This window comes from Bradyrhizobium sp. T-1 (assembly GCF_053592855.1).
Window position 1 is genome coordinate 4,610,560 of record NZ_CM132115.1, and the last position, 12,251, is coordinate 4,622,810.

Consider the following 12,251-nt stretch of genomic DNA (forward strand, 5'->3'; position numbering starts at 1 on the left):
TTGCCCCCTGTTATCCCCCGCAATCCACCATATTTAGTATTTGATTCAGGAACCCGCACTAGTTCTTGACGGGCGCAACGGAGAGTCCTAGCTTTCGGTCCGTTCGGCGCGAGTGAGTTTGCGTCCCGCCGACACTCCCCCAAAGGGTCTCGCAAATCTCCACTCCGCCAAGCCAGCCAAAGGCCGCGGGAGGAGGGCTTGTCTGCCCGCGAGAAGCGGATTTTTCGGGCGCCAGAACGGGCCGGCAACAGGCTCGGATGGCATCGGTAGACGTTGTGACGGTGGGGCGTTTGAACGCATGTCGGGCTCATCCCTTGGGGCGGATGGGTCTGGACGTGCCGGCGGATGATCGGTGCGCGCATCGACCACTCACGTCGGGAAGAAACAGGGCCGGGTCCACCGGCTGAACTGCGTTGCCCAAGGGCCGATAGGCCTGGGTGGCAACGCGAAACGAAATGTCGACCGGCACGCCTGAACCGAGGTGGTCCGGTCAAAGAATAGGACGGGGCAAGACCATGCGGATTGAGCGGCGCCATACCACTTCGGGACAGTCACCTTACGCGGGAATCGAATTCCGCCTCACCACGTCGGAGATCAGAAATCCCGACGGCTCGGTCGTGTTCAAAATGGACGGCGTCGAGGTCCCGACCGAATGGTCGCAGGTCGCCTCCGACGTGCTCGCCCAGAAGTATTTCCGCAAGGCCGGCGTGGCCGCGCGCCTGAAGAAGGTCGAGGAAGAATCCGTCCCCTCCTTCCTGTGGCGCTCCGTGCCCGACACTGAAGCCCTTGCCGCGCTGCCTGAGAAGGAGCGCTATGTCAGCGAGCTCTCATCGAAGCAGGTATTCGATCGCCTCGCCGGCTGCTGGACCTATTGGGGCTGGAAGGGCGGCTACTTCACCTCGGACGAGGACGCCCAGGCGTTCTACGACGAGCTCCGCTACATGCTCGCCATGCAGATGGTTGCGCCGAACTCGCCGCAATGGTTCAACACCGGCCTGCACTGGGCCTATGGCATCGACGGCCCCGGCCAGGGCCATTATTACGTCGACCCCTTCACCGGCAAGCTGACCAAGTCCAAATCGGCCTACGAGCATCCGCAGCCGCACGCCTGCTTCATCCAGGGCGTCGGTGACGACCTCGTCAACGAGGGCGGCATCATGGACCTCTGGGTCCGCGAAGCCCGCTTGTTCAAATACGGCTCCGGCACCGGCTCCAACTTCTCGCGCCTGCGCGGCGAAGGCGAGAAGCTCTCCGGCGGCGGCCGCTCGTCCGGCCTGATGAGCTTCCTCAAGATCGGCGACCGCGCCGCCGGCGCGATCAAGTCGGGCGGCACCACGCGCCGCGCCGCCAAGATGGTCGTCGTCGACGTCGATCACCCCGATATCGAGACCTATATCGACTGGAAGGTGAAGGAGGAGCAGAAGGTCGCCGCCCTCGTCACCGGATCGAAGATCAACCAGAAGCACCTCAAGCTGGTGCTGAAGGCCTGCGTGAACTGCGAAGGCTCGGGCGACGATTGCTTCGACCCCGAGAAGAACCCGGCGCTCCGCCGCGAGATCAAGCTCGCGCGCCGCAGCCTCGTGCCGGACAATTACATCAAGCGCGTCATCCAGTTCGCCAAGCAAGGCTACAAGGACATCCAGTTCGACACCTACGACACCGACTGGGACAGCGAAGCCTACCTCACGGTATCAGGCCAGAACTCCAACAACTCGGTCTCGCTGAAGGACGATTTCCTCCGCGCCGTCGAGACCGATGGCGACTGGAACCTGAACGCCCGCACCTCCAAGAAGGTGACGAAGACGCTGAAGGCGCGCGACCTCTGGGAGAAGATCGGCTACGCCGCCTGGGCGTCGGCCGACCCGGGCCTGCACTTCAACACCACCATGAACGACTGGCACACCTGCAAGGCGTCCGGCGACATCCGCGCGTCCAATCCGTGCTCGGAATACATGTTCCTGGACGACACGGCGTGCAACCTCGCCTCCGCGAACCTGCTGACCTTCTACAACACGACCACGAAGCAGTTCGACGTCGCCGGCTATGAGCACCTCTGCCAGCTCTGGACCATCGTGCTCGAAATCTCCGTGATGATGGCGCAGTTCCCGTCGCGCGCGATCGCCGAGCTCTCCTACGAGTTCCGCACGCTCGGCCTCGGCTACGCCAATATCGGCGGCCTCCTGATGACCATGGGTCTCTCTTATGACTCGAAGGAAGGCCGTGCGCTCTGCGGCGCGCTGACCGCGGTCATGACCGGCATCACCTACAAGACCTCGGCGGAGATGGCGGCCGAACTGGGCACCTTCCCCGGCTACAAGAAGAACGCCGCGCACATGCTGCGCGTCATCCGCAACCACCGCCGCGCCGCGCATGGCGAGGCCAGCGGCTACGAGGCGCTCAGCGTCAACCCGGTGCCGCTCGATCTCGTGTCCTGCCCGCAAGCCGACATCGTCACGCGTGCGCAGGCGGCCTGGGATGCGGCGCTCGAGCTCGGCGAGAAGCACGGCTATCGCAACGCCCAGACCACGGTCATCGCGCCCACGGGCACGATCGGCCTCGTGATGGATTGCGACACCACCGGCATCGAGCCGGACTTCGCGCTGGTGAAGTTCAAGAAGCTGGCCGGCGGCGGCTACTTCAAGATCATCAACCGTGCGGTGCCCGCAGCGCTCCGCGCGCTCGGCTATCGCGAGAGCGAGATCGCGGAGATCGAGGCCTATGCCGTCGGCCACGGTTCGCTCTCCAACGCGCCCGGCATCAACGCCTCGACGCTGAAGGCCAAAGGCTTCACCGACGAAGCCATCGCCAAGGTCGAAAAGGCGCTGCCGACCGCCTTCGACATCAAGTTCGCCTTCAACAAGTGGACCTTCGGCGAGGATTTCATCCGCGACCAGCTCGGCATCGGCGCCGAAGCGATCGCCGCCCCCGGCTTCGACCTGCTCCAGGCCGTCGGCTTCACCAAGCGCGAGATCGAGGCGGCCAACGTCCACATCTGCGGCGCGATGACGGTGGAAGGTGCCCCGCATCTGAAGGCGGAACACTATTCGGTGTTCGACTGCGCCAATCCCTGCGGCAAGATCGGCAAGCGTTATCTGTCGGTCGAGAGCCACATCCGCATGATGGCAGCGGCCCAGCCCTTCATCTCGGGTGCGATCTCCAAGACCATCAACATGCCGAACGACGCCACGGTGGAGGACTGCAAGTCCGCCTACATGCTGTCGTGGAAATTGGCGCTCAAGGCCAACGCGCTCTATCGCGACGGCTCCAAGCTCAGCCAGCCGCTCAACTCGCAGCTCATCAGCGATGACGAGGACGAGGACGATGCGGTCGAGACGCTCTACGAGAAGCCGATGGCCGCACGTGCGACCCAGGTCTCGGAGAAGATCGTCGAGAAGCTGGTCGAGCGCATCATCGTGATGCGCGAGCGCGAGAAGATGCCGGATCGCCGCAAGGGCTACACCCAGAAGGCGGTCGTCGGCGGCCACAAGGTCTATCTCCGTACCGGCGAATATGACGACGGCCGTCTCGGCGAGATCTTCATCGACATGCACAAGGAAGGCGCCGCACTCCGCTCCTTCATCAACAACTTCGCCATCGCCGTGTCGCTGGGCCTCCAGTACGGCGTGCCGCTCGACGAATATGTCGACGCCTTCACCTTCACCCGCTTCGAGCCGGCGGGCCCCGTGCAGGGCAACGACAGCATCAAGTACGCGACCTCGATCCTCGACTACGTCTTCCGCGAGCTCGCGGTGAGCTACATGTCGCGCTTCGATCTCGCCCACGTCGATCCGACCGAGTCGAATTTCGACGCGCTCGGCAAGGGCGTGGAAGAAGGCAAGGAGCCGGACGAGCCCAACCACGCGACCAAGCTGGTGTCGCGCGGCCTCACTCGCTCCCGCACCGACAATCTCGTCGTGATGCGCGGCGGCAGCGCCGCGGTCGCCCAAGGCAACGACAGCGCGCCGTCTGGCGGCAGCAAGGTCACCGCCCTCGCCGCCCACGGCACCTCGGCCCGCGCCGGCGATGCCATCGAAGGCGCCGTCGCCCTGAAGCAGGAAGCCAGCCACGACCTCTCCCCCACGGAGAAGCTCGAGGCCCTCCAATGGAGCAAAGCCGGCAGCGCCGCCACCGTCGCCGCCCCCAGCAAGGCCGAGCGCCGCGCGGAAGCCAAAGCCAAGGGCTACGAGGGCGAGATGTGCAGCGAGTGCGGCAACTTCACGCTGGTGCGGAACGGCACCTGCATGAAGTGCGATACTTGCGGCAGCACGACGGGGTGTTCGTAAGGCGGTAGATCGCCGCGCGTGTTGTGTTGTTAGTAGACTGCAGCGACGGGCATAGTTGGTCCCCTATAAGTTGGTCCCTAATCCGGGCAAAGTAGGTCCCCTAGTCCGAGACAAACAAAACCCCGCCGGCGACGGCGGGGTTTTCGTTTCTACCGGACCTTTATCCGCTTTAACTCAATGATCCGTCATCCAAGGATCGCGATAGGATCTCCACTAGGTCAAAGGCTGGCCTCCGAAGACAGCATGCCCTTAGTCGGATCATCTCTCGGAGAGCGGACATCGCCGCGCTCTGGACTGAGGTCAGCCACGGGCCAGAAGCGGACTTTGAGTCAGTTGCGGTGGCCGACGCTTAGGCGACTTTGCGGTTCATGCGACTTCCACGAAGCAAGTGGAACGTTCACATAGAGTTTTGGAGTCTGGTTCTACTTGGGCGGCGACTTAAGCCGATTGTGTTGGTACTCAGCGATTTCCCGCTTCCACTCAACATATACATTTAAGCTTATTGGAAGCTCGATAAGATGAAAGCCGAAGGCGTCTTCGTACATTGCGACATAATATTCCTGCGCTAGCTGTCGAGGTGTCCCGGGACCAACAATGTAAGTGTGAATGAAGTCGCCTCCACCATACGACACGCTTACACGTTCCTCGTTTGGCCGCTTGCCAAGAACGACATCGAGCACTTGCAGCGTGACGCCCCAAGGATCTCGCGGCTTTTCCTTGGGCGGCCGCCCACCCTGATCAGGGAGCAAAAGATACGCTGGTGACGACATGGCGCGCACCTTGGCTACCGTAATACGCTCGGTCGGCACGTGCCGCGCAGATTTTGAAAAATCATGCGGTGGGCGGTCCACGAAGTACGCAAGCGGCGTATCGGCTGCTCTTGCGAGCGGGACTGGAGTAACGATTGCCAATGCTGCGAGACAGATGAAAATGTTGCGGAGTTTATGCATTTCAAAAGTTAGCGCTAATCCGCCGGACCAAATTGGACTGAGGAAGCCTTCTACCACATTAATCCCGGCGAGTCCGCTTTGGGTCATCAGCGCCGTTTTGACCAGAGGTGGGGAGCTTCGCCTTTACGGCCGACCCCCGACATCTCGCCGCAACGCCCTAACGGAAGCGAAGGGCCAGAAGCGGACAACTTTAAACTGCTCTTGTAGGATACATTTACGTATCTAGCCCGTAGCAACCATTAACTGGCGGCTGTGTTTTGCCTTTCGGATCGTCGGCGCCTGCCATGATGACGCCGTGCTCGCATCCGTCAAGGCGTGGCCTGGCGGCAGATCAGGTGAGGTGCGGGCGAGCGACGGCCATCCTTGACGGACGCTGCGCGCGGCGTCGTGAGGGACCGTAGGTCGGGACGAAGAAACACGTCCCGGTCGAACTAAGAAACAGGGAATGATCTCACCGGCGGTTCGCCGCACCATGGCGTGCCGCGAGCCACCACTGTGTTGGCGAAGATGAGCATCTTCCTGGCGCAGGCAACGAGCGCGCGCTTGTGCTCCTTTCCGGCTGCGGTCAGGCGTTGGTAGAGCTGGATGAGCTGCGGGTTCCATCGAAACGATGCAGCCAGTGAGGCGGTATAAAGGGCGCGACGCAGCCGCTTTCGTCCGCCCTCGATATGCCGCACTCCGACCTGGTCGCCGCTGTCGTCGTCATAGGGCGCAAGGCCGGCGAGAGCGACGGCTTGCTCCCGCGTGATCCGGCCGATCTCAGGCAGACGCACCAGGATGGCAACGGCAGTCGGCAGCCCGATGCCGTCGACGCTGTTGATCAGCGCGAGCCGCTTGGCAAGATCAGGGTGCTTGCGGATCGAGGTGACCAGGGCCTTGAGTGCGGCCTTCTCGCGTTGCTCCAGGCGAGCGATATCCTCGTGCCAGATCTTGTTAATCGTCACATTGCGGCAGCTTTCGATCCTGTTCTTGAGGCGCGCGATATCCTCGCCGATCTGATCGATCATGGTCAGCTGCTCGGCGAACCGCAGTAACCGCGGATCGGGCGCAGCATGGATCTTGCGCACCGCTGCGGTGCAGGCGGCAATAAGAGCGGCATCGATCCTATCGTTCTTGGCACGCTGCAAGTGGAATTTGCCATAGGCCCGGACCTGAGCCGGCTGAAACACCACAACCACAAACCGCTTGCGCCGCAGTTCGGCGACGACAGGCTGTTCGTAACCGCCACTCGCCTCGATGCCGATGCGTTTGACGCGATGCTGTCGCAGCCACGCCAACAAAGCCGCGTGACCTTCCGACGTGTTCTTCACTTGCAACGGCTCGCGGCAACCCTCGATCGCCACATCAAGCTTCCGTTTGCCGGTATCGATCCCGGCACAGATCGTGGTAGACTTGGCCATCTTCGTCGATCCCTCCCTTGTGATGCGAACCTTAAGTTCGTTCAACCATTCGGGTCCCGATGAAGTGCCGATCGCGATCTCGCTACGTCAGACAGCCCTCAAGGCTTCGGTGGGTACCGATCCGATCGAACGGCGGCCCAGTTCGGGCGGCCTCCCGGGCTGGGCCATTCCTCACGGAACGGCCCTCAATATAAGCGATCGGGCTAATACAAGGATGGGTTGAGCCCTTGCGAAACCCATCATGCCACCACGACTTGATGGGTTTCGCTACGCTACGCACTACGCACTACGCGCAGTCGCCGCAATCGCAGATCGGTTCCGGCTTCAATGCTCATCAACACCCCGCCGTCGAAATTGCCTTTGCGGCTGCGCCCTTCCCTCCTAAACTCCCACCTCCCCGGCATGGGTTCCGGCGGGCCCGGTAGAAGCGGAGTTAGAGTTATGCCCAAACCGGAAAGCTTCCCGATCGAGAAGATCTTCGTTCCAACGAAGCAGAAGAAGGCCATCAAGCCCGAGACCGTCGCAGAGGTCGCGGAAAGTATTATGGAGATCGGACAGCAGGCGCCCATTTCCGTTCGGCTCGACGGAGACCGCCTCGTTCTGGTCGAGGGATTGCATCGGCTAGAGGCCTGCAAGGCGCTCGGCGAGACAACCATCCTCGGCGTCCTGGTCCCGGCCGAGCTTGCTCAGCACAAGCCGCAGCTCGCCGAACGGCCCGAAGTCGAGGCAGAGCGCATCAAGATGGCGCGATTGAAGCAGTTGCGTCTGGAGAAGGAAGCCGCAGAGGCAGCGACTTCTGCTTTGAAGGGCGTCAGCGCAACGGAAGCGCCGCGCATCCGTCCGACGAAAGGCGTGCGCGACCATTCGAAGGCATCAATGGGCCGGACTGCGAAACCGGCACCGAAAACATTGTCGGACTGGATCACGCAGCAGAAGGGCAGCGGCGGCCGCTATTGATTGCCGGCTCCAGATGGCGGTGACAGCCCGTAGGGTTGAGCCCTTGCGGAACCCATCGTGTCGTGACGGCTATTGATGGGTTTCGCTTTCGCTCAACCCTTCCTACTCGCTGACCCTTCCGCTCACTGGATCGGATCGATCAGCTGCCCCTCCAGCGTGCATTGCATGAGAATGTCGCCGGCCTGGGTGTCGGTGACGTCCACGAACGGGAAGCGCGATGGGCCGACCAGGTAATCCGTGTTCAAATTGATGTTCGTCGTATAGGTGCCATTCGAAGCCACGGTGGGGCCGAGCTGCATGGGCATCACCCGCGTCATCGCGTTGGCGGCGCTGGCGGTGGTGGAAATCCGCAAGGTCGCCATGCGGGTCGGCGCATAGGAGATGATGTTGCAGGAGACGTGGTGGACCAGTGTGAGCTTGTCCGAAGGCAATTGCGAGAACACGGCGGCGCAGCCGGGCCCGGAGGGGCAGTCGATGACGATGGTCTCGTCATAGTAGGTCCCATATCTCGTCGACTGCGCATGGGCCGGGTTGGACATCATCAAAACGACGGCGGCGGCAAAAAGAACCAAGCGGGCAAACATTCAGACCTCCCTGAGCCTCAAACCTCCCTTTGTCTGTTGCGGTTCCAATTCGGTTCAATCCGGGACATTCATCCCTGCGATCGATGATGATCGCGCAAAGCCATCTCCCGGCGCCCTGGCCCCAGGCCACCAAACGACGGTGACAGCCTGTAGGATGGGTTGAGCCCTTGCGAAACCCATCATGTCGCGACGACTATTGATGGGTTTCGCGTCGCTCAACCCATCCTGCTCGCTGCTGCCTGATCGGCCGCATCCGAAAAGCCCGCCTACCTCACCATGCCGACCACCGCCGCCGCCATCTTCTTGTTGCCCTCGACGCTCAGATGACGCCCGTCGGGACCAACGCTGCCCGGTTGCCGCCAAACCGACATGTAGGTCCCCCAGACGTCGACCACCCGGATGCCACGTGCCTTCAACTGGCTCTTGATGGCCGCGATGTTCTCCATCGCCTTGATCGGCGACATGTTGTGCCTGACGTCATTGGCCGGGTTGTCGCAGAGGATGACGAGCCTCGTCCCGGCCGGAACGGCGCTCGGCGTACGCGCAAGTGTCGCCTCGGTGGTCTCACCCCACACGCCGGCATTGGCGATATGAACCTGAGTCCCCCTGGCGCGCAGCAATCCCTCCAGCACGGCCGGCCACATCTCGGATTCGGCGACGTTGCCGTGGACCGCGCTATGGCCGAGCGCCACGATCTGCGCGGACGCAGGATTGACCGCGGCAATGACGATGGCGGCAACGGCAAGGGCGAAAATTCGAAAGCTCGAACGTGTCATGACCGGCTCCAATCATTGCTCAAATCGCTTCGTTCGGGGCCGAATGAATACCCCGCCGAGATCCGCCAATGTTCGCGATCCCCCGGCGTTTGGCAATCTCCATCGCGGAGATCGCGCGCGAAATTCACTACCCTGCCCGCCGGAGGCTGCCAGGATGGGTTAGGCCAATGCGAAACCCATCCTTCCATGACGATCGCTGATGGGCCTCGCTTCCGCTTTCGCTCTTCGAGCCAGGGCGGACAAGTCGCTCTAACCCATCCTGCTCGCGCTCACTCCTGTTGTCGGCGAGATCGCTTCAGCGCTGACAAGATTTCCGGTCTAGCAGATGAGAATCCGGCCCTCACCAAAGCGCAAACCCGCCCATGGTGAATAGATCTGTTTGACCCAATTGAGGTAGTTGATCTGAACATCGCTCCCCTTCTCCCCGCCGCTGACCTCATCCAGTTCGACAGGTGTCAGTTCAACCGTCGTCTGCGCGTTGCTGATGTCGTCTTTCCGCATATTCATCTCGTGCTCCATTGGCTAGAAACGGGATCGATGTTCGATCCCTCCGTTCAGCGTGCAGCCACGGCGATTCAGCGTCCGTGATTTGAATCACCGGCGCAGAGGATCTCGAACGGACTTGAATGACGGTGACAGCGCAAGCGCAATGCCAGGACGACGCAGCCGCCTCCCTCGCCTTCGCAGCCTCCGGCGTGCCGCGCGGTGGACGCGAAAGACATTCGCGCGCACACCGCGCCTGGTACGGATCGCGAGCCTCGCGACGATCCTGCTTGCAGCCGTCGCGCTTCTGAACATCGCCTATCACGTCATCCGCAAGCCGACCGAGCTGTTCGTCTTCGTCGGCAACAGCCTCGACAAGGAGCCGGCCGAGAACTGGCGCCAATACGGCGCTCTCTTCCGCGCCTATTCCACCGGAACGATCACGCCCGAATTGCTGGCAGCGCTTGCGCAGGTCGAGAGTTCCGGCAATCCGGTGGCGCGCACCTATTGGCGCTGGCGGTGGAGTTTCAATCCCTTCGCGATCTACCGTCCCGCCTCCAGCGCCGTCGGGCTTTTCCAGATGACCGATCCGGCCCTCAGCGAGGCCACGCGGTTCTGTATCCGCGGCAACGCGGTGACGGAGACCGGCTGCGGCTTCACGGGTCTCTACAGCCGCGCGATCCCGAGCCACGCCATCGAGCTGGCATCGGTGTATCTGGACCGCAACGTGGCGCTGGTTCTCAACCTCGCCGGCGATGTGAAGGCCACCGCGCAGCAGAAGCAGGATCTGGCTGCCTTCATCCATCTCTGCGGCGCAGGTCCCGCAACGGCCTATGCGCGCCGCAAGTTTCAGATGGTCGCCGCCGAACGCTGCGGCGATCATCTCGTCGCAAGCTATGTCGCCAGGGTCAACGCGATGAAGCGGCAGTTTTTGCGGCTTGCGGCGGACGACAAAGGTTAGCGCGTCGCCCGGATCGCGCTGAGCCTGTCATCGGACGGCGCCAGGCGCCGACCCGGTGGCTCCATCAGGGCTAAGGGCCCCCGTCAGACCGTCGCTTCCGGATCCGGCACTGGACGTTTTCCGCCGTCCGTCCCCCGCGCGCGAGCGGTCTGGCTTCCGGCCATGAAGATGTCGGTCACCAGCCCGAGCTTCCCGAGGCCCAGAATGATCAGCCCGTTGATGTCGATCTCGTACCAGGCATGCGAGAGATAGGCGTCGCGCGGAAAGCGGTGGTGGTTGTTGTGCAGGCCTTCGCCGAAGGTGAGGATGGTGGTGACCAGCTCGTTGGTGGTGCCGTCATCGAGATCGAAGCGGCGGTAGCCCCAGCGGCCGTCGCTGTGGCAGACCGAGTTGACCAGCGAGGTCGCCATGGTCATGAGGTAGCTACGGAACAGGCCGGAGAACAGCACGCAGCCGATCATGGTCCGCATACCGCCGAAGGCGTAACCGATGGCGGCGGGAATGATCAGCGCCGACAGCGCGTACCAGTACCAGCGCGTCCGCGTGAAGAACATCGCGATCGGGTCGGCCAGGATATCCCTGGCGTAGTATTCGGCATCGGTGGTGGCGAGGTCCCACACCCAGCCGCCTTGCGCATGCCCCATCCCCTTGGCGAAGCTTTCAATGCTGTTGCCGAAGCCGTCATAATAAGGGCTGTGAACGTCGCCGGGCTTGTCGGAATGAAGATGGTGCCGACGATGGTTGCTCACCCATTTTAGGATCGAGCCCTGCACCGCCATCGTCGCGATCGCAGCGAGGATCGTCCGCATCACCGGGCCGCAGCGGTAGCTGCGGTGCACGAAGTAGCGATGCATGAAGCCGATGCCCATCGTGGTCAGCATGAACATGCCGGCGAACACGGAAATCTCCACCCGGCCGATGCCATACGTGAAGACCCAGATCAGCGCGCCGATCGAGCCGCCGATCATCAGGGCGAACGAGATGTAGGAATCGCGAAATTTTGCATCGACCACGGGGCCGTCGACCAGCACGCCGGGCGGCATCTTTGGCGGCATTTTCCGGTCGGCACCCTGCTCCGGAACCACGCCCTCAACTACGGTCATGTCGGCCAATCCATGGATGGAAAACCAGCGCTTCTGCAACGTAGAGGGTACAGAGGCCGGTCATCTTGAGCAACCCGTGGAAGCGCGGTGTGTCCATGCCTGTCATCGGGTGGCGTCAAGCGCCGACCCGTTGGCTCGATCCCGGCTACAGGCTGGGCGGCCTTCACCACCAATACGGCCAGCGCCACCCTTCATAACGAACATAGGACGGCACCAGCGGCGGGCCGTAAGCGTCGACGCGGTCGTCTTCAGGGCGATAACGGTAACGGGGCACGACATTGTAATCCCACGGCGTCGGCCTGAGCACGGGCGCCGTGACGATGAGCCTCTCTTGTGGCGCACGAACGACGACAGCCTTTCGCGTCCGGGCTTCGGCACCTGATGTTCCAAGGCTACACAACATAAGAGCCGTTCCGAGCGCACAGGCGACAGTCTTGATTTTCATGCGTTGGGTCTCCTTTTCTCGAAGAGTGCTCAAGGATGCACGGCAACGCAAGCCAATTCACCTTCTGAACTTTTTGGCGGTCGGCCGTTCTCTTTGCCAACGGAGGATGGCGACAATCTGATTTGACCTGCGGGCAGTGCGGCAGCCGCCGAGAGCGCACAGGACCAGCCCGCGAGGATTGCCGCGGGCACGACCGATGCGACAGACGAGGCCCGCCCGGTCCGCGTCATTCTCCCCGCTCCCTGGGAGCCCGCCCCGGCGCCATCCGGCACCCGGACAGTGGTGCAGAAGTAAGGTTTGGCGGCGTGT

General features: G+C 62.4%; 10 protein-coding genes. 3 read left to right on the plus strand and 7 right to left on the minus strand.

Annotated features, from left to right (window positions below; all coding sequences use genetic code 11):
- Positions 1-515: 515 nt before the first annotated feature.
- Positions 516-4,283, plus strand: coding sequence for a vitamin B12-dependent ribonucleotide reductase (locus tag ACWAT4_RS22385; protein ID WP_449728083.1), 3,768 nt, complete (start codon positions 516-518; stop codon positions 4,281-4,283).
- Positions 4,284-4,705: 422 nt separating this feature from the next.
- Here ACWAT4_RS22385 and ACWAT4_RS22390 read toward each other — a convergent pair whose 3' ends face one another.
- Positions 4,706-5,320 carry a hypothetical protein gene (locus ACWAT4_RS22390; RefSeq protein WP_449728084.1) on the minus strand — a complete coding sequence of 205 codons (615 nt, stop codon included), beginning with the start codon at positions 5,318-5,320 and terminating at the stop codon, positions 4,706-4,708.
- 344 nt (positions 5,321-5,664) lie between these two features.
- The gene (locus tag ACWAT4_RS22395) at positions 5,665-6,633 is read right to left on the minus strand and encodes an IS110 family RNA-guided transposase (RefSeq protein ID WP_212303881.1); all 969 of its coding nucleotides are present in this window, start codon (positions 6,631-6,633) and stop codon (positions 5,665-5,667) included.
- 441 nt (positions 6,634-7,074) lie between these two features.
- On the opposite strand from ACWAT4_RS22395, the gene ACWAT4_RS22400 reads away from it, so the two are divergent.
- Complete coding sequence (locus ACWAT4_RS22400) at positions 7,075-7,590, plus strand: ParB N-terminal domain-containing protein (protein WP_449728085.1); 516 nt, start codon at positions 7,075-7,077, stop codon at positions 7,588-7,590.
- Between the two features lie 122 nt (positions 7,591-7,712).
- Here ACWAT4_RS22400 and ACWAT4_RS22405 read toward each other — a convergent pair whose 3' ends face one another.
- From ACWAT4_RS22405 to ACWAT4_RS22415, 3 genes are all read right to left on the minus strand, one after another.
- Positions 7,713-8,174: a hypothetical protein gene (locus ACWAT4_RS22405; RefSeq protein WP_449728086.1), complete on the minus strand. Its 462-nt coding sequence runs from the start codon at positions 8,172-8,174 to the stop codon at positions 7,713-7,715.
- A gap of 266 nt (positions 8,175-8,440) precedes the next feature.
- Positions 8,441-8,950, minus strand: a complete 510-nt coding sequence (locus ACWAT4_RS22410; protein ID WP_212299599.1) for a GDSL-type esterase/lipase family protein — start codon at positions 8,948-8,950, stop codon at positions 8,441-8,443.
- 318 nt (positions 8,951-9,268) lie between these two features.
- Positions 9,269-9,451: a hypothetical protein gene (locus ACWAT4_RS22415; RefSeq protein ID WP_449728087.1), complete on the minus strand. Its 183-nt coding sequence runs from the start codon at positions 9,449-9,451 to the stop codon at positions 9,269-9,271.
- 148 nt (positions 9,452-9,599) lie between these two features.
- Between ACWAT4_RS22415 and ACWAT4_RS22420 the strand changes: the two genes are divergently transcribed.
- Positions 9,600-10,394 carry a transglycosylase SLT domain-containing protein gene (locus tag ACWAT4_RS22420; RefSeq protein WP_449728088.1) on the plus strand — a complete coding sequence of 265 codons (795 nt, stop codon included), beginning with the start codon at positions 9,600-9,602 and terminating at the stop codon, positions 10,392-10,394.
- A gap of 83 nt (positions 10,395-10,477) precedes the next feature.
- Here ACWAT4_RS22420 and ACWAT4_RS22425 read toward each other — a convergent pair whose 3' ends face one another.
- Entirely contained in the window at positions 10,478-11,497 is a 1,020-nt protein-coding gene (locus ACWAT4_RS22425) for an acyl-CoA desaturase (protein ID WP_449728089.1), read from the minus strand.
- Positions 11,498-11,660: 163 nt separating this feature from the next.
- Entirely contained in the window at positions 11,661-11,942 is a 282-nt protein-coding gene (locus ACWAT4_RS22430; protein ID WP_449728090.1) for a hypothetical protein, read from the minus strand.
- Positions 11,943-12,251 lie beyond the last annotated feature (309 nt).

Excerpts from the sequence above, each read along its gene's own strand:
- ACWAT4_RS22385 (WP_449728083.1), top strand. The coding sequence starts at position 516 with ATGCGGATTGAGCGGCGCCATACCACTTCGGGACAGTCACCTTACGCG.
- ACWAT4_RS22390 (WP_449728084.1), bottom strand. The coding sequence starts at position 5,320 with ATGACCCAAAGCGGACTCGCCGGGATTAATGTGGTAGAAGGCTTCCTC.
- ACWAT4_RS22395 (WP_212303881.1), bottom strand. The coding sequence starts at position 6,633 with ATGGCCAAGTCTACCACGATCTGTGCCGGGATCGATACCGGCAAACGG.
- ACWAT4_RS22400 (WP_449728085.1), top strand. The coding sequence starts at position 7,075 with ATGCCCAAACCGGAAAGCTTCCCGATCGAGAAGATCTTCGTTCCAACG.
- ACWAT4_RS22405 (WP_449728086.1), bottom strand. The coding sequence starts at position 8,174 with ATGTTTGCCCGCTTGGTTCTTTTTGCCGCCGCCGTCGTTTTGATGATG.
- ACWAT4_RS22410 (WP_212299599.1), bottom strand. The coding sequence starts at position 8,950 with ATGACACGTTCGAGCTTTCGAATTTTCGCCCTTGCCGTTGCCGCCATC.
- ACWAT4_RS22415 (WP_449728087.1), bottom strand. The coding sequence starts at position 9,451 with ATGCGGAAAGACGACATCAGCAACGCGCAGACGACGGTTGAACTGACA.
- ACWAT4_RS22420 (WP_449728088.1), top strand. The coding sequence starts at position 9,600 with ATGCCAGGACGACGCAGCCGCCTCCCTCGCCTTCGCAGCCTCCGGCGT.
- ACWAT4_RS22425 (WP_449728089.1), bottom strand. The coding sequence starts at position 11,497 with ATGACCGTAGTTGAGGGCGTGGTTCCGGAGCAGGGTGCCGACCGGAAA.
- ACWAT4_RS22430 (WP_449728090.1), bottom strand. The coding sequence starts at position 11,942 with ATGAAAATCAAGACTGTCGCCTGTGCGCTCGGAACGGCTCTTATGTTG.